The sequence below is a fragment of the Aeromonas sp. 61P genome (assembly GCF_051919545.1).
In the GTDB taxonomy this organism is placed as follows: Bacteria; Pseudomonadota; Gammaproteobacteria; order Enterobacterales; family Aeromonadaceae; genus Aeromonas; species Aeromonas veronii.
The window spans coordinates 3,639,405-3,656,720 of record NZ_JBQBEL010000001.1 but is presented as its reverse complement, the minus strand read 5'-3'; the positions used below and the strand labels follow the sequence as shown (position 1 = coordinate 3,656,720).

At 59.1% G+C, this 17,316-nt stretch carries 16 protein-coding genes and 1 pseudogene; all 17 read left to right on the top strand.

The window, feature by feature from the left end; genetic code table 11:
- Nucleotides 1-52 precede the first annotated feature (52 nt).
- Nucleotides 53-1,267, top strand: a complete 1,215-nt coding sequence (locus tag ACTG2O_RS17155) for an IscS subfamily cysteine desulfurase (protein WP_013723838.1) — start codon at nucleotides 53-55, stop codon at nucleotides 1,265-1,267.
- A gap of 41 nt (nucleotides 1,268-1,308) precedes the next feature.
- Nucleotides 1,309-1,692 (top strand): Fe-S cluster assembly scaffold IscU, encoded by a 384-nt coding sequence (gene iscU / locus ACTG2O_RS17150; RefSeq protein WP_005333813.1) that lies wholly within the window; start codon nucleotides 1,309-1,311, stop codon nucleotides 1,690-1,692.
- 15 nt (nucleotides 1,693-1,707) lie between these two features.
- Nucleotides 1,708-2,031, top strand: a complete 324-nt coding sequence (gene iscA / locus ACTG2O_RS17145; protein WP_005333812.1) for an iron-sulfur cluster assembly protein IscA — start codon at nucleotides 1,708-1,710, stop codon at nucleotides 2,029-2,031.
- A 118-nt stretch (nucleotides 2,032-2,149) separates the two neighbouring features.
- Nucleotides 2,150-2,668, top strand: a complete 519-nt coding sequence (gene hscB / locus ACTG2O_RS17140) for a co-chaperone HscB (RefSeq protein ID WP_047434369.1) — start codon at nucleotides 2,150-2,152, stop codon at nucleotides 2,666-2,668.
- A gap of 28 nt (nucleotides 2,669-2,696) precedes the next feature.
- Nucleotides 2,697-4,543: pseudogene (gene hscA / locus ACTG2O_RS17135) on the top strand (Fe-S protein assembly chaperone HscA).
- 1 nt (nucleotide 4,544) lies between these two features.
- On the top strand, nucleotides 4,545-4,883 hold the full coding sequence (gene fdx, locus ACTG2O_RS17130) for an ISC system 2Fe-2S type ferredoxin (RefSeq protein ID WP_005333808.1): 339 nt from the start codon (nucleotides 4,545-4,547) through the stop codon (nucleotides 4,881-4,883).
- 173 nt (nucleotides 4,884-5,056) lie between these two features.
- Nucleotides 5,057-6,361 (top strand): aminopeptidase PepB, encoded by a 1,305-nt coding sequence (pepB, locus tag ACTG2O_RS17125; protein ID WP_439976382.1) that lies wholly within the window; start codon nucleotides 5,057-5,059, stop codon nucleotides 6,359-6,361.
- Nucleotides 6,358-7,641, top strand: coding sequence for an aminopeptidase PepB (gene pepB / locus ACTG2O_RS17120; RefSeq protein WP_005359802.1), 1,284 nt, complete (start codon nucleotides 6,358-6,360; stop codon nucleotides 7,639-7,641). Before pepB (ACTG2O_RS17125) ends, pepB (ACTG2O_RS17120) begins: the two co-directional genes overlap by 4 nt.
- A 267-nt stretch (nucleotides 7,642-7,908) precedes the next feature.
- Complete coding sequence (ndk, locus tag ACTG2O_RS17115) at nucleotides 7,909-8,337, top strand: nucleoside-diphosphate kinase (RefSeq protein WP_005333805.1); 429 nt, start codon at nucleotides 7,909-7,911, stop codon at nucleotides 8,335-8,337.
- A 167-nt stretch (nucleotides 8,338-8,504) separates the two neighbouring features.
- The gene (locus ACTG2O_RS17110) at nucleotides 8,505-9,608 is read left to right on the top strand and encodes a bifunctional tRNA (adenosine(37)-C2)-methyltransferase TrmG/ribosomal RNA large subunit methyltransferase RlmN (protein ID WP_005344856.1); all 1,104 of its coding nucleotides are present in this window, start codon (nucleotides 8,505-8,507) and stop codon (nucleotides 9,606-9,608) included.
- An 11-nt stretch (nucleotides 9,609-9,619) separates the two neighbouring features.
- Complete coding sequence (tapF, locus tag ACTG2O_RS17105) at nucleotides 9,620-10,411, top strand: PilW family type IVa pilus biogenesis/stability lipoprotein TapF (protein WP_085943024.1); 792 nt, start codon at nucleotides 9,620-9,622, stop codon at nucleotides 10,409-10,411.
- A complete protein-coding gene (gene rodZ / locus ACTG2O_RS17100; RefSeq protein ID WP_201946068.1) occupies nucleotides 10,401-11,369 on the top strand; it encodes a cytoskeleton protein RodZ in 969 nt (322 codons plus the stop codon). The genes tapF and rodZ overlap by 11 nt, the downstream gene beginning before the upstream one ends.
- 10 nt (nucleotides 11,370-11,379) lie before the next feature.
- On the top strand, nucleotides 11,380-12,495 hold the full coding sequence (ispG, locus tag ACTG2O_RS17095) for a flavodoxin-dependent (E)-4-hydroxy-3-methylbut-2-enyl-diphosphate synthase (protein WP_005333801.1): 1,116 nt from the start codon (nucleotides 11,380-11,382) through the stop codon (nucleotides 12,493-12,495).
- Nucleotides 12,496-12,633: 138 nt separating this feature from the next.
- Complete coding sequence (hisS, locus tag ACTG2O_RS17090; RefSeq protein WP_005351051.1) at nucleotides 12,634-13,911, top strand: histidine--tRNA ligase; 1,278 nt, start codon at nucleotides 12,634-12,636, stop codon at nucleotides 13,909-13,911.
- A 3-nt stretch (nucleotides 13,912-13,914) separates the two neighbouring features.
- Nucleotides 13,915-14,565 carry a YfgM family protein gene (locus tag ACTG2O_RS17085; protein ID WP_439976381.1) on the top strand — a complete coding sequence of 217 codons (651 nt, stop codon included), beginning with the start codon at nucleotides 13,915-13,917 and terminating at the stop codon, nucleotides 14,563-14,565.
- The gene (gene bamB, locus ACTG2O_RS17080) at nucleotides 14,558-15,742 is read left to right on the top strand and encodes an outer membrane protein assembly factor BamB (RefSeq protein WP_005333796.1); all 1,185 of its coding nucleotides are present in this window, start codon (nucleotides 14,558-14,560) and stop codon (nucleotides 15,740-15,742) included. The genes ACTG2O_RS17085 and bamB overlap by 8 nt, the downstream gene beginning before the upstream one ends.
- A gap of 74 nt (nucleotides 15,743-15,816) precedes the next feature.
- The gene (der, locus tag ACTG2O_RS17075; protein WP_005333794.1) at nucleotides 15,817-17,313 is read left to right on the top strand and encodes a ribosome biogenesis GTPase Der; all 1,497 of its coding nucleotides are present in this window, start codon (nucleotides 15,817-15,819) and stop codon (nucleotides 17,311-17,313) included.
- Nucleotides 17,314-17,316: the final 3 nt, after the last annotated feature.

Genomic DNA, 17,316 nt, shown 5'->3' with positions numbered 1-17,316 from the left:
CGTGCTTTCCACAGCGGGACTCTGTATGACCCGGACTGTGACGGAGAAAAACATGAAACTGCCTATTTACCTTGATTATTCGGCAACCTGTCCGGTGGACCCGCGTGTCGCAGAAAAAATGATGCAGTGTCTCACCATGGATGGCCTGTTCGGCAATCCGGCTTCCCGTTCTCACCGCTTTGGCTGGCAAGCCGAAGAGGCGGTGGATCTGGCCCGTAATCAAGTGGCAGATCTGATCGGTGCCGATCCCCGCGAGATCGTCTTCACTTCCGGTGCGACCGAATCCAATAACCTGGCCATCAAGGGTGTTGCCCACTTCTATGCCAGCAAGGGCAAGCACATCATCACCTCCAAGACCGAACACAAGGCGGTGCTCGATACCTGTCGCCAGCTGGAGCGTGAAGGGTTCGAGGTGACCTATCTTGAGCCGATGCCCAACGGCCTGTTCACTATCGAGATGATCGAGAATGCCATGCGTGATGACACCATCCTGGTCAGCATCATGCATGTGAACAACGAAATCGGCGTGGTTCAGAACATTGCCGCCATCGGCGAGTTGTGCCGTTCCCGCAAGATTCTGCTGCACGTGGACGCCGTTCAGAGTGTGGGCAAGATCCCGGTAGATGTGGAAGCACTGAAAGTGGATCTGCTCTCCGTCTCAGCACACAAGGTGTATGGTCCGAAAGGGATCGGTGCACTGTTTGTTCGCCGCAAACCCCGCGTTCGTCTGGAAGCCCAGATGCACGGTGGCGGCCACGAGCGCGGCATGCGTTCCGGTACTCTGCCGACCCACCAGATCGTCGGGATGGGCGAAGCTTTCCGCATCGCCAAAGAAGAGATGGTGAGTGAAGGCGAGCGCATCTTGGCTCTGCGCCAGCGTCTGTGGAATGGCATCAAGGATATTGAAGCCGTCTACATCAATGGCGATCTGGAGCAACGTGTTCCGGGCAACCTCAACGTCAGCTTTGCCTATGTGGAAGGGGAATCCCTCATCATGGCGCTGAAAGATTTGGCGGTCTCTTCCGGTTCGGCCTGTACCTCCGCCAGCCTGGAACCTTCCTATGTGCTGCGCGCACTGGGTCTGAACGACGAGCTGGCACACAGCTCCATCCGTTTCAGCATGGGTCGCTTCACCACCGAGGAAGAGATTGACTACGCGGTCAAGCTTATTCGTGACTCCATCGGTCGTCTGCGTGAGATGTCCCCTCTGTGGGAGATGTACAAAGACGGCGTCGATCTGAACACGGTCGAATGGGCTCATCACTGATCTATCTGGTCAGTGAGCAACAGAATTAGCAGGAGTGAGATATGGCTTACAGTGAAAAAGTAATCGACCACTACGAGAATCCTCGCAACGTCGGTGGTTTCGACAAGAATGATCCCAGCGTTGCAACCGGCATGGTCGGTGCGCCCGCCTGTGGCGACGTGATGAAGCTGCAATTGAAGATCAGCGACGAAGGCATCATCGAAGATGCCAAGTTCAAGACCTACGGCTGCGGTTCTGCCATCGCCTCCAGCTCCCTGGTGACCGAATGGGTCAAGGGCAAGACCCTGGACGAAGCGGCTGGCATCAAGAACACCGATATCGCTGAAGAGTTGGCCCTGCCACCGGTGAAGATCCACTGCTCCATTCTGGCTGAGGACGCCATCAAGGCCGCCATCGCCGATTACAAGCAGAAGAAAGGTCTCTAAGCGCCGGAGAGCAGTATGGCTATTACCATGACAGATGCCGCCGCGGCACGGGTTTCCTCTTTTCTGGCTAACCGGGGCAAGGGCATTGGCCTGCGCCTCGGCGTCAAAACCACCGGCTGCTCCGGTCTGGCCTACGTGCTTGAGTTCGTTGATGAACTGACCGATGAGGATCAGGTGTTCGAGCAGCAGGGCGTCAAGATTATTGTCGATGCCAAGAGTCTGATCCATCTGGATGGCACCGAGCTGGATTTCGTCAAGGAGGGCCTCAACGAGGGCTTCCAGTTCAACAATCCCAACGCCAAAGGCGAGTGTGGTTGCGGCGAAAGCTTCAGTGTCTGAGATGTTTGACGTCAATGATCCTTCGTCTGTGGTTGAGCGGGTTGTCCATGACCCGTTCAACCACATCTCATTTGCCAGGGGCGAGTGAGGTAGTGGCGAACGTTTCCAAGAGGTTTGCATGAATCATTTCGAGCTGTTTGGGCTGGTTGAAGGCTTCGAGCTCGATACCCGTCAGTTGGCTGATACCTACCGCCAGCTGCAAACCCAATTCCATCCTGATCGTTTTGCCACCGCCCCCGAACGGGAGCAGCTGGCTGCGGTGCAACGTGCCGCCCAGATCAACGAAGCATTCACCACCCTCAAGGCGCCGCTGCGCCGTGCCGAGTATCTGCTCTCCCTGCGTGGCACTGATATCCGTGGTGAACAGCAGACTCTGCAAGATACCGCGTTTCTGATGCAGCAGCTGGAGTGGCGCGAGCGTCTGGCCGATCTGAAAGATGACGCCGACCCTGAGCGCGCCATCAAGGATTTCCGCAGCGAGATCAGGCATGATCACCAGATGTTGATGCAGCAGCTGGCCGAGTCTCTTGCCGCCGGCAGAGATCTCGTTGCCGCTGATTGCGTTCGCAAACTCAAGTTTGTCGACAAGCTCCTCGAAGAGCTGGAACGATTCGAAGACTCGCTTCTCGAGTCTTGATCCTTTAACGCTGGAAGTTTCATTACCCATGGCATTACTGCAAATCGCCGAACCCGGCCAGAGCGCTGTTCCCCATCAGCACAAACGTGCCGTCGGCATCGATCTCGGCACCACCAATTCTCTCGTCGCTGCGGTTCGCAGTGGTCACGCCGATACCCTTTGCGATGAGCAAGGGCGCGACCTGCTCCCGTCAGTGGTGCATTATCAAAGCGACGCCATTCGAGTCGGAATTGATGCCAAGCGCGAAGCGGCACTCGATCCTCACAACACCATCGTCTCGGTCAAACGGATGATGGGCAAGGCGCTGGCCGATATCGATACCCGCCAGCAGCCTTACCAGTTTGTTGCCGCCGACAATGGCATGCCGCAACTGCATACCCGTCAGGGGCTGGTCAATCCGGTCCAAGTGTCGGCCGAAATTCTCAAAAAGCTGGCCGAGCGTGGCGCCCAGACCCTGGGTGGCGATCTCGACGGCGTGGTCATTACCGTGCCCGCCTATTTCGATGATGCCCAGCGTCAGGGCACCAAGGATGCGGCCCGTCTGGCAGGTCTGCACGTATTGCGCTTGCTCAACGAGCCGACCGCGGCCGCGATTGCCTATGGCCTTGACTCCGGTCAGGAAGGGGTGATTGCGGTTTACGATCTGGGGGGCGGCACCTTCGATATCTCCATCCTGCGGCTGCATCGCGGTGTGTTCGAAGTGATGGCGACCGGCGGTGATTCGGCCCTCGGCGGCGATGATTTCGATCACCTGCTGGCGGACTGGATCAAGGAGCAAGCCGGTTTGACCGGCGAGCTGGATGCCCATCTGCAGCGCGAGCTGCTGGATGTGGCTGCGGCCGTCAAACACGGCTTGACCGATGCCGAGCAGGTGGCGTGCACCTTTGCTGGCTGGCAGGGCTCAGTGAGCCGTAGCCAGTTTGATGAACTCATCACCCCGCTGGTGAAACGGACCTTGCTGGCTTGTCGCCGCGCCCTGCGCGATGCGGATCTTGAGCAGGTAGAAGTGCTGGAAGTGGTGATGGTCGGTGGCTCCACCCGCGTGCCTCTGGTGCGTGAACTGGTGGGCGAGTTCTTCCAGCGTACGCCGCTGACCAGTATCGATCCGGACAAAGTTGTCGCCATCGGCGCCGCCATCCAGGCCGATATTCTGGTGGGTAACAAGCCCGATGCCGAGATGCTGCTGCTGGACGTTATCCCCTTGTCGCTGGGTCTGGAGACCATGGGCGGCCTCGCCGAGAAGGTGATCCCGCGCAACACCACCATTCCGGTGGCTCGCGCCCAGGAGTTCACCACCTTCAAGGATGGTCAGACCGCTATGGCCATTCACGTGGTACAGGGTGAACGCGAGTTGGTGGCCGATTGCCGCTCCCTGGCCCGCTTTACCCTGACCGGTATTCCGCCGATGGCAGCCGGCGCCGCCCATATTCGCGTCACCTTCCAGGTGGATGCGGATGGTCTGCTCTCGGTCAGCGCCATGGAGAAATCCTCCGGCGTGCAGGCCGAGATCCAGGTCAAGCCCTCTTACGGGCTAGCGGAGCAGGATATCCTCAACATGCTGAGTGCCTCCATCGAGAATGCCCAGCAGGATATGGATGCCCGCATGCTGGCCGAGCAGCAGGTTGAAGCCGACCGGGTGGTCGAGAGTCTCAATGCGGCGCTGGCCGCCGATGGCGATGCCCTGCTCAATGCTGCCGAGCGTGCCGAGATTGATGCCGCCATCGCCCATCTGCTGACCATGCGCAACGCGGCGCAACCCATCAAATCAAAGAAGCCATTGAGGCAGCCGATGCTGTCAGTGGCGAGTTTGCAGCCCGCCGGATGGACGCCTCCATCCGCAAGGTGCTGACCGGACAAAACGTCAACAAGGTGTAATATGCCAAAACTGATCATTCTTCCTCATCCCGTACTCTGTCCGGATGGCGCCGCCCTCGAGGGGCAAAGCGGCGAGACCATTCTGGATGTGGCGCTGCGCAACGGCATCGAAATCGAGCACGCCTGCGAGAAATCCTGTGCCTGCACCACCTGCCACTGCGTGGTGCGCGAGGGCTTTGACTCGCTCGAGCCAAGTGACGAGCTGGAAGACGACATGCTGGACAAGGCGTGGGGGTTGGAGCCGGAATCGCGCCTCAGCTGCCAGGCAAAACTGGCGGACGAGGATCTGGTGGTGGAATTGCCCAAGTACACCCTGAACCTTGCCTCTGAACGCCATTAATTACACATGAGTGAATTGCACGTGCAGCATCCTGTGGTGCTTCAGTGATATGGTGGAAGGCCGTGACCCTCGGGGGCACGGCCTTTTTTGTATTCGTTATTCTCTCTTTGCCAATAAGCTCTTTCCCATAAAGAGTGCTTATACATAGTGCCAGTAAAAAGGAAGCAAACACGATGGCTGACATGATGAAGGTAGCGTTATCCACCCAGGCTGCGGCCGCTTATTGGGGCGAGGGCGCCCAGCTCAGTTTCAATGGCGACGAGGCACTGATCCATCTTGGTGCCGCCGGTCAGGAGAAGGATGTTCTGCGTACCGTTCAGCGCGCCGCCCGTCGCCTCGAATCGAGCGGGATCAAGCGGGTGACGCTGGCTGGTGAGGGGTGGGATCTGGAGCGTCGCTACGCGTTCGCCCAGGGGTTCTACGCCGCCAAGGGTGCGCGTGAACTGGATTTCGGCCAGCAGAGCGACGCGGAAGCCCGTGAACTGGATGCGCTGCTCAAGGCGGCTCGCTGGGTACGTGACATCACCAATGGCTGTCCGGAAGAGATCTACCCCATGAGTCTGGCGGAATCGGCCCTGTTGCTCATTCGTGGTCTGGCCGGGGATCAGGTTACAGCCCGCATCACCGCCGGTGAAGCGCTGCGCGAGTCCGGCCATATCGGGATCTGGTCGGTTGGCCGTGGCAGTGAGCGCGAGCCTGTGCTGCTGGAGATCGACTATAACCCGACCGGGGATCGCAATGCACCCGTGGTGGCGGCGCTGGTGGGCAAGGGGATCACTTTTGATTCCGGTGGCTACTCCATGAAGTCCTCTGACAACATGCTGCCGATGAAGTCCGATATGGGCGGCGCGGCTATGGTGACTGGCGCGCTGGCGCTGGCTATCAGCCGCGGTCTGAACCAGCGGGTGAAGCTCATTCTCTGCTGCGCCGAGAACCTGGTCTCCGGCCACGCCTTCAAGCTGGGCGACATCCTCACCTACAAGAACGGCATCTCGGTCGAGATCCAGAATACCGATGCGGAAGGTCGTCTGGTGCTGGCCGATGGCCTGATGGCGGCCTCCGACAGCGGTGCAGCTTATATCCTTGACGCAGCCACCCTGACCGGCGCCGCCAAGATGGCGCTGGGCCGCGACTACAATGCGGTGTTTGCCCTCGATGAGACCGAACAGCTGCGTGCGCTGGCCGCCGCCAAGGTGGAAAACGAACAGGCGTGGGCGCTGCCGCTGGAACCCTGGCATGCCAGCCAGCTCACCTCGGCCTTTGCCGATCTGGGCAACGTCGCCTCAGCCGAAGGTACGGCCGGTGCCACCACGGCTGCAGCGTTCCTTTCCCGCTTCGTGCGCGATGAGGGCAAGGGCTGGGTGCACCTGGATCTGGCGGCCTCTTATCAGAAATCGGGCAACGATCTCTGGGCGACCGGCGCCAAGGGTCACGGTCTGCGTACCATAGCCCGCTGGCTGCAGGAGGTGACCGCATGAATGTCTGGCTGAGTCGTGAATTTGCACCGGCCGAGTGGGGGGAGGGGGCGCTGCTCTCTCACCGTGCCGACGGCATGGTGATCCATCTGGTGACGGCCAATCCTCTGCTCGATATCCAGCAGGCGGCCCGTCGCCTCTGCCAGCAGGGGATCCAGAAAGTGACTTTGGCTGGTCACTGGGAGCGTGAACAGCAGTGGGCTTTTGCCCAAGGGCTGCAAACCCCCAAGGCGGAGGTGCAACTGCAGTGGGCCATGTCCTCGGAAGAGGACAGAGAGGAGCTGGAAGCGCGTTGGCTCTGCGGCCGCTGGGTGCGCGAGATGACCAATGCCACCCCGGAGCAGTTGGGCCCGCTGGAGCTGGCGGTGGAAGCGGCCTCTTTTATTACCGAGCTGGCGCCGGACAAGGTGAGTCATCGCATTTTGAAAGGCGAAGCGCTGCAACAGGCGGGCTGGGTCGGCCTCTATCAGGTGGGCCGCGGCAGTGCGCGCGAACCGGTATTGCTGGAGCTCGACTTCAACCCGGGGCGTGACCCCAAGGCGCCGGTGGCGGCAGCGCTGGTGGGCAAGGGGATCACCTTTGACTCCGGCGGCTACTCCATGAAGAGCTCCGAGGGGATGCTCACCATGAAGTGCGACATGGGGGGCGCGGCGATTGTCACCGGTGCGCTGGCGCTGGCTATGCTGCGCGGGCTCGACAAGCGGGTGAAGCTGATCCTCTGCTGCGCCGAGAACCTGGTCTCCGGCCACGCCTACAAGCTGGGCGACATCCTCACCTACAAGAACGGCACCACGGTCGAGATTGTGAATACCGATGCCGAGGGGCGGCTGGTACTGGCCGATGGCTTGCAACTGGCGAGCGAGTCCGGCGCACCGCTGATCATCGATGCCGCGACCCTGACCGGCGCAGCCGTGATGGCGCTGGGTGGGCGCTACAATGCTCTGTTCGGCCTCGACAAAGGGTTGGTAAGCCGCGCAATGACCTATGCCGATGCTGAGCATGAGCCTGCCTGGCCGCTGCCGCTGGAGCCCTGGCACCGCCAGCAGTGCCCTTCCCATTACGCCGACACGGCCAACAGCCGTCCGGTGAAGGGGGGTGGGCCGGGTGGCGCCTCCAACGCTGCGGGTTTCCTCTCCCGTTTCGTTGCCAACGAAGGGATGGGCTGGTTGCATATCGATCTGGCCGCCTGCTTCAGTGACAACGGCGATGCCCTCTGGGCGCCGGGAGCTAATACTCTGGGGATGCGCACCATAGCGCGGGCCTTGCTGGCGGAAGCCAAATAGGCGAGACAAGGCACCTTCGGGTGCCTTTTTCATGCTGTTCGAATTGTGAACAAAAGATGGGGTTTTGGCGGCTTAAGGTAACTATCGTGCGCAAGCGCACATATTTTCCGGCTCTGCTCGGTCAAGATGAGTGTGGATGTTGATTGCAAGGGAGTGATGTTTAATAAAAAGTTGCTTGTTTGTGTGTTTTTCCGGTTTTTGTTTACGTATAATCGCCAGCGAACATGGATTCTAACAATAAAACTCTGTAGTTAAGGAAAGATATCAATGGCCATCGAACGTACCTTCTCTATCGTCAAACCGGATGCTGTCAGCAAGAACCTGATCGGTGCCATCTATAGCCGTTTCGAAAGCGCAGGCTTGAAAGTGGTGGCATCCAAAATGCTGCACATGAGCAGTGAACAGGCTGCCGGTTTCTATGCCGAGCATCAGGGCAAGCCTTTTTATGACAATCTGGTCAGCTTCATGACCTCTGGCCCTGTCATGGTGCAGGTGCTGGAAGGGGAAGACGCCATCCGTCGCAATCGTGAGATCATGGGTGCTACCAACCCGAAAGAGGCGCTGGCTGGTACCTTGCGTGCCTGTTATGCCGAGAGCATCGATCGCAACGCAGTACATGGCTCCGATGCACCGGCATCCGCTGCCCGCGAAATTGCCTACTTCTTCTCTGACAACGAGATTTGCCCGCGCGGCTGATTTTTGTTGATGATGACCCAAGGGAGCCTCGGCTCCCTTTGTTGTTTTCGCCGTTTACGCAATATCCCTCTATTCTCCAGGTGGAAAGCCAGACCCATTATTTGTACAATGCCGCCCCCTGACGTCGTCAGCCAATAATTGATGAAGTGTTTGAACTGAGGCCATTGATGAGCGAAACAAAAATCAACCTGCTGGATCTTGATCGGGATGCCATGCGTGCCTTTTTCGTCGAACTGGGCGAGAAGCCATTCCGGGCAGATCAGGTCATGAAGTGGATCTATCACTTTGGGTGTGATGATTTCGATCAGATGACCAACGTCAACAAGGTGCTCAAAGAGCGCCTCAAGGCGATCGCCGAGATCAAGGCGCCCGAGATCAGCCGCGAGCAGCGCTCTGCCGATGGCACCATCAAGTGGGCTCTGCAGGTGGGCGATCAGGAGGTAGAGACCGTCTACATCCCGGAAGATGACCGCGCGACCCTCTGCGTCTCCTCTCAAGTTGGCTGTGCGCTGGAGTGCAAGTTCTGCTCCACGGCTCAACAAGGCTTCAACCGCAATCTGAAAGTCTCCGAGATCATCGGTCAGGTGTGGCGTGCGGCCCGCGTGGTCGGTGGCAAGCGTCCCATCACCAACGTGGTGATGATGGGGATGGGCGAGCCGCTGCTCAACCTCGCCAACGTGGTGCCTGCCATGCGTCTGATGATGGATGACTACGGCTTTGGCATCTCCAAGCGCCGGGTGACCATCTCCACCTCTGGCGTGGTACCTGCGCTGGACAAGCTGGGTGACCAGATCGACGTGGCGCTGGCTATCTCCCTGCACGCTCCGAACGACAAGTTGCGTTCAGAGATCATGCCGATCAACGACAAGTACAACATCGAGGAGTTCCTCGCCGGTGTCCGTCGTTACCTGGCCAAATCCAATGCCAACGGTGGTCGGGTGACCGTCGAGTATGTGCTGCTCGATCATATCAATGACGATATGCAGCATGCTCACGAGCTGGCCAAGGTGCTCAAGGACACTCCGAGCAAGATCAACCTGATCCCGTTCAACCCCTTCCCGGGCAACCCTTACGGCAAGCCGAGCAACAGCCGTATCGATCGCTTCTCCAAGGTGCTGATGGAGTACGGTTTCACCGTGATTGTCCGCAAGACCCGTGGTGATGACATCGATGCCGCCTGTGGTCAGCTGGTGGGTGACGTGATTGACCGTACCAAGCGAACTATCAAAAATCGGATGCAACAGGATGGGATTTCCGTCAAAATGGTTTAAATGCTAAGCCATTGTATAGACAGGGAATGGATACACGTACATTGATCGTAGTGGCAGCGCTCTGCGCGCTGCCAGGCTGTGTGACCGAGACCACTTACGCTGGCCAGAACTCGACCCAGCGTGAAGTGGGTCCTGACCTCAAGGCGGCTGCCCAAACCCGCCTTGACCTGGGTATCCAGTACCTGCGTCAGGGCAATGCCGAGCAGGCCAAGTTCAATCTTGACCGCGCCCTCCAGTATGACCCCTCCAACCCCCAGATCCAGATCGGTTTTGCCTACTTTTACCAGAAGGTAGGAGATTTCAAGGCAGCCGAGACCCATTACAAGAACGCCCTTGCCATGGATCCGTCCAATGCTGACGCAATGAACAACTATGGTGCCTTCCTCTGTGATCGCGGCAGGTATGCCGAGGCAGATCAGGCGTTCAACCAGGCTGTTATTCAGCCAGGTTACGTAAAAATTGCCGATACCTATGAAAATGCGGCACTTTGTGCGCTGCAAAATCGCAGAAATGATAAAGCAGGCGAGTACTATCGCCTGGCCTTGGGGTATAATCCCCGCAATCCAGGGTTATTGCTGGACTTGGCCGAGCTTTCCATGAAAGATGGCAAGCTGCCTGATGTGCAATCCTACCTCGCCCGTTTTGCCGATGTGTCAGACGAGAACGAGGAGAGTCTCTGGTTGAGACTTCGGCTGGCACAGGCGATGGACAAGCCGGCATTACTTCACCAATTCGGGACTGAGCTGGTAAGGCAATATCCCACTTCGCAACAAGCCAAGCGTTATTTAGCCAATGACTATTGAACAGCAACACGATTTCCAAGACGACTCCCAGGCAGTAGGCCCAGGCCAATTGCTGCGCAACGCCCGTGAACAGCTTGGCTGGACACGAGAACAAGTTGCGTCCCGCATTCACCTTCGTCTGACCCTGATCGCCGCTATCGAATCGGATACCTACGACAAGCACACCTCCCATACCTTTATTCGGGGCTATCTGCGTACCTATGCCAAGCTGGTCGGGATCCCCGATGAGACCATTCTGGCCGCTTACGACAAGCTGGGTCTGACTCCTCCCGACAATATCGACATGCAGAGCTTCTCCCGTCGCTCCCGCCAGCAAGCCAACGACAGTCGGCTCAAGGTGGTGACCTGGCTGGTGATCCTGGTGTTGATTGCGCTCTCGGTCGCCTGGTGGTGGCAGAGTACTTCACGCCGCTCCGCCGGTGATGAAGCGCTGGCAGCCACCGAGATGAGTGCAACCAGTTCGACTCCGGCTGAACCTGCTATCACGCCGCCCGATGCGATCAACACCGCCCCGGTGGAAGGCGCAGCCATCGCACCGGCCGCCACGGATGTGGCTGCCCCTGTAGTGGTCTCTGATGCGTCTGCTACCCTGGCGCCTGCTTCTGCGGCTGTTGCCCCGACCGATGTCAGTGCGGCTGTTGGCACTGCAACCGATGCTGCAGTATCCGGTGCCAATGGCACTGAATCTGAAGAGGCTGTCGTTGATCCGGCGACTGCGCCGCAACTGAAGATGAGCTTCACCGCCGATTGCTGGCTGGATGTGAAGGATGCCAACGGCAAGACCCTGTTCAGTGGTCTGAAGAAGGCCAACGACGAGTTGGTGCTGGAAGGCGCCGAGCCCCTGAAGTTCATCATTGGCGCGCCCATGGCCGTCAAGCTTGACTACAAGGGGCAGTCGTTTGATATGAGCCGTTACAACAACGGTCGTACAGCCCGCTTCTCACTGCCGCAGGAGTAATCTGTTTCCCATGTCTTCTCACGAATCACCCATCATTCGTCGTAAATCCAGACAGATCATGGTTGGTAATGTACCGGTTGGGGGCGATGCCCCCATTACCGTGCAGACCATGACCAACACCAAGACCACAGATGTCGCCGCCACCATCGAGCAGATCCAGCGGATCGAGCGGGTCGGTGCCGATATCGTCCGTGTCTCCGTGCCCACCATGGAGGCGGCGGAAGCCTTCCGGCTCATCAAACAGCAGACCCGCATCCCCATCGTCGCCGATATCCACTTCGACTATCGCATCGCCTTGAAAGTGGCCGAGTACGGTGCCGACTGCCTGCGTATCAACCCGGGCAACATCGGCAACGAGCAGCGGGTGCGCTCGGTGGTCGATTGCGCGCGCGACCTCAATATCCCGATCCGTATCGGGGTCAATGGCGGGTCGCTGGAGAAAGATATTCAGGAGAAGTACGGCGAGCCGACCCCCGAAGCGCTGGTGGAGTCCGCCATGCGTCACGTGGACTACCTCGATCGCCTCGATTTCCAGGACTTCAAGGTGAGTGTCAAGGCCTCTGATGTGTTCCTGGCAGTCGGTGCCTATCGCCTGCTGGCCAAGCAGATCGAGCAGCCGCTGCACCTTGGCATCACCGAAGCGGGCGGTTTCCGTGCCGGCGCGGTGAAGTCTGCCATCGGTCTGGGCATGCTGCTCACCGACGGCATCGGCGATACCCTGCGTATCTCGCTGGCGGCGGATCCTGTGGAGGAGGTGAAGGTCGGTTTCGATATCCTCAAATCCCTGCGTATTCGCTCCCGTGGCATCAACTTTATCGCTTGCCCATCCTGCTCACGGCAGGAGTTCGATGTGATCGCCACCGTCAATGCGCTGGAAGAGCGGCTCGAAGATATCATCACCCCGATGGATGTCTCCATCATCGGTTGCGTGGTGAATGGCCCGGGCGAAGCACTCGTCTCCGATCTTGGTCTGGCGGGTGCCGCCAACAAGAGTGCCTTCTATGAAGGGGGCCAGCGGGTCGATCGGCTCGACAACAAGGATCTCATTCCAACTTTGGAGCGCCGCATTCGCGCCCGCGCCGCCATGCTGGATCCCGCCAACCGGATCCCGATGGACAAGGAGTGAGCGAAACAGGGCCACATTGGGTGGCCCTTTTTCCAGGTGACTGATTTTAAATCCCGCATCCGGATTCCCTGATTTTACCTTGGGGGGGAAAATCCCTATAATGCGGCCAAATTTTACCTCTTTTTCTCGAGTATCAACGTGGCAAAACAGATCCAAGCTATTCGCGGTATGAATGATTGCCTGCCGGAGCAGAGCCCGGTATGGCAGAAGGTTGAACAGATCCTGCGCCAGGTCGTTGCCAGCTATGGCTACAGCGAAGTGCGCATGCCGATTGTCGAGCAGACTCATCTGTTCAAGCGCGCCATCGGTGAAGTGACCGACGTGGTCGAAAAAGAGATGTACACCTTTGAAGATCGCAACGGCGACAGCCTGAGCCTGCGTCCGGAAGGGACCGCCAGCTGCGTCCGTGCCGGTATCGAACACGGTCTGCTCTACAACCAGGAACGCCGGATGTGGTACATGGGCCCCATGTTCCGTCACGAGCGTCCCCAGAAGGGCCGTTACCGCCAGTTCCACCAGTTCGGTGTCGAACTGTTTGGCATCAACGGGCCGGACATTGACGCCGAGCTGATCATGCTGACCCACCGTCTGTGGCGTCTGTTTGGCATCAGCGAGCATGTCACCCTGCAGCTCAACACCTTGGGTCAGAGCGCCGAGCGTGCCGCTTACCGCGATGCGCTGGTGGCCTATCTGGAGCAGTACAAGGAGCAGCTCGACGAAGAGAGCCAGCGCCGCATGTACAGCAACCCGCTGCGGGTGCTCGACTCCAAGGATGAAAAGGTACAGGCCATTTTGGCGGGTGCCCCGCGTCTGTTCGACCATCTGGGCGAAGAGAGCCTGGCCCACTTCGAGGGGCTCAAGCGCCTGCTCGAGTCTGCCGGTATCAAATACGAAGTGAACGAGCGTCTGGTGCGTGGTCTTGACTACTACAACCTGACCGTGTTCGAGTGGGTCACCAGCAGTCTGGGTGCCCAGGGCACCGTCTGTGCCGGTGGCCGCTACGATGGTCTGGTAGAGCAGCTGGGCGGTCAACCGACCCCGGCCGTAGGCTTTGCCATGGGCATGGAGCGTCTGGTGCTGATGCTGGAGACCCTCGAGCTCAACGCCGATATCCGCCCGGCGGTGGATGTTTATCTGGCGATGGTGGGCGAGGGGACCGAACAGGCTGGCTTCCAGCTGGCCGAGCGTCTGCGCGATGCCCTGCCGGACCTGCGCCTGATGAGCCACTGCGGTGGTGGCAACTTCAAGAAACAACTCAAACGTGCCGACAAGAGCGGCGCGGCAATCGCCCTGATCCTTGGTGAGACCGAGGTGCAAAACGGGGAGATCACTATCAAATATCTGCGTGGTCAGGCCGAGCAACAGACCGTCAAGGTTGACGCCGCCATTGCCCTGCTGGCAGCCAAAGGAGAGTAAGCTGTGGAAGTCTATACCACCGAAGAACAACAGGTTGAGGTTATCAAGGAGTGGTGGAAAGAGAACGGAACCTCGGTGATTGCCGGGACCGTGATCGGTCTGGTCGGTCTGTTCGGCTGGCGCTATTACAACCAGCACCAGCAAGAGACCATGGAGGCATCCTCCCACTCTTACAACCAGGTGATTGAGCAGCTGGCCAAGGGCGATACCGCCGGTTTCGAGCAGGCACAGCAGTTTGTCACTGCCAACAAGGGTGACTCCTACGGTGAACTGGCCGCGTTGCAACTGGCTGCCGCTGCCGTCAAGGTGGGCAAGCTGGATCTGGCTGTCGAGCAGCTGGATCTGGTGGCCACCACAGGTGACGAGAGCATTCGCCCCATCGCGGCGCTGCGTCTGGCCCGTGTGCTGAATGATCAGGGCAAGGCAGATGAAGCGCTGGCCAAGCTGGCGACCATCCAGAATGACGCCTTCAAGGCGCAGGTAGCCGAAGCCCGTGGCGATGTGCTGCAAAAGCAGGGCAAGACCGAAGAGGCTCGTGATGCCTATCAGGCGGCGGCGGATGCCGGCGGCCTGCAGGGTAGCGCCGAGCTCAAGCTGAAAATGGACGATCTGGCCCTGCCGGCCGTTGCGACTGGTGAGGCACCGGATGCGTAATCTATTCAAGATGGTGGCGCTGGGGGCTGCGGTCTCCTTCGCTCTGCAGGGTTGCTCCCTGTTCAGTTCCGAAGAGGATCTCAACCCGATGGCGCCGCTGCCCAAGGTTGAATCTGCCTTCACTGCCGACACCGCATGGTCATCTACTGTGGGTGATGGCATCGGTGACTTCTACTCCCAGCTCAAGCCGGTGGTGGAAGAGGATCGTATCTATGCGGCGGCCCGCGACGGCGATGTCAGCGCCTTTGACCGTGCCAGTGGCGATCGCCTCTGGACTGTCGATCTGGCCGACCTGCCGGTCAACGCCGACAAGCGCAGCGCACGCCTCTCCGGTGGTCTGGTCTCCCGTTACGGCAAGCTGTTCCTCGGCTCCGAGAACGGGGTGGTCTACGCCCTGAACGAAGAGAATGGTGAAGTGCTGTGGCAGACCAATGTGCCCGGCGAAGTGGTGGCAAGCCCCGCGGTGGAAGATGGCCGCGTGGTAGTGCTGACCACCTCCGGTCGCTTGATTGCGCTCGATACCGATGAAGGCAAGATGCAGTGGTCGCTCTCCGAAGAGCAGCCGCCACTGACCCTGCGCAGTGCCGGTGCACCGGTGATCACCAACGGCGCCGTGATTTACGGTCGTGCCGATGGCAAGGTGGGCATCGCCCTGCTGAGCAACGGCCAGCCGGTGCGCCAGTCCAAGGTGGCTGATCCGCGCGGTGCCACCGAGCTGGACCGTATGGTTGACGTCGATGCCAGCCCGCTGATTGCCGGTGATGAGCTCTACGCCATCGCCTACAACGGTCAGCTGATGGCGCGCAAGCTGATGACCGGCGATGAAGTGTGGAAGCGCAAGTATTCCGGCTATCGCGATCTGGCGATGACCGGCAATGCCATCGTGCTGACCGATAGTCGCAGCCACCTGTTTGCCATCGACCGTCGCAACGGTCTGGAGCTGTGGTCCAACACCCAGCTGGAAAATCGTACCGTCACTGCACCTGTCATCTTCGGTGACTATGTGGTGGTGGGTGATGTGGAAGGATACCTGTATTGGCTTGATCGTACCGACGGTACCATCAAGGCGATGCAGCAGCTCGATAGCAGTGGTCTCTATGCCGCCCCGCTGGTGGATGGCGAGACCCTGTATGTGCAGAGCCGTGACGGCAAGTTGTACGCCCTCAAGCGTCCTTGATCGTCCGATAATGTGAATATCCGGCTCCTGGTCTTCGGACCCGGAGCCTTTGTCGTCTTGAGAATGAGGCTTTTATGACTCCTGTAGTAGCCCTGGTGGGCCGCCCCAACGTGGGGAAATCCACCCTGTTTAACCGCTTGACCCGTACTCGGGATGCCCTGGTTGCCGATTTTCCCGGTCTGACCCGGGACCGTAAATACGGTCAGGCGAAGTTGGGCGAGCTGGAATTTATCGTGGTCGATACCGGTGGTATCGATGGCACCGAAGAGGGGATCGAGCTGAAGATGGCCGAGCAATCCCTGCTGGCCATCGAAGAAGCGGACGTCGTGCTGTTCATGGTGGATGCCCGTGCCGGTCTGACCGCGGCGGATCAAGCCATCGCCGAGCACCTGCGCAAGGCCCACAAAAAGGTATTTCTGGTGGCCAACAAGACCGACGGTATCGACGGTGATTCCGCGGTCTCCGAGTTCTACGGTCTGGCGCTGGGTGAGGTCTACCAGATCGCGGCCGCACACGGTCGTGGCGTGCTGAGCCTGCTGGAACTGGCCCTGGCTCCCCATCTGGAGACCCTGGTCGACTCCGCTACCGATGAAGATGCGCAGGATGAGGAAGAGGAGGACTTCGACGAAGAAGCCCTGCTGCGCATGGTGGCTGCCGGTGAACTCGATACCAAAGAGGACACCAAGGAGACCCCGTTCGCCGACCTGCCCATCAAGTTCGCCATCGTTGGCCGTCCCAACGTCGGTAAATCTACCCTGACCAACCGCATGCTGGGTGAAGATCGGGTCATCGTCTATGACATGCCCGGCACCACCCGTGACTCTGTTTACATTCCGATGGAGCGTGATGAGCAGAAGTATGTGGTTATCGACACAGCCGGTGTGCGTCGTCGTGGCAAGGTGCACGAGACGGTGGAGAAGTTCTCCGTTATCAAGACCCTGAAAGCTATCGAAGATGCCAACGTTTGCCTGCTGGTGATCGACGCCCAGGAGACCATCACCGATCAGGACTTGAGCATCCTTGGCTATGTGCTCCACGCCGGTCGCTCCGTGGTGCTGGTGGTGAACAAGTGGGATGGTCTGGATCAGAAGGTGAAAGAGGATGTGAAGAACGAGCTGGATCGTCGCTTGGGCTTCATCGACTTCGCCCGCGTTCACTTCATCTCCGCCCTGCACGGCAGCGGTGTCGGCCATCTCTTTGAATCCATTCAGGAGGCTTACCAGTCCGCCACCCGTCGTACCAGCACGGCCATGCTGACCCGCATCATGCAGATGGCGCAGGAAGATCACCAGCCGCCGATGGTCAATGGTCGCCGCGTCAAGCTCAAGTATGCCCACGCCGGTGGCTACAACCCGCCGCGTATCGTGATCCACGGCAACCAGCTGAACGACTTGCCGGACTCCTACAAGCGGTATCTGATCAACTACTTCCGCAAGTCCCTCAAGATCATGGGCTCGCCGATCAGGGTCGAGTTCCAGGAGTCGGTCAACCCGTTTGAAGGGAAGAAGAACACCATGACCCTGAGTCAGGAACGTCAGCGCAAACGCCTGCTGAAGATGAAGAAGAAATAAGTC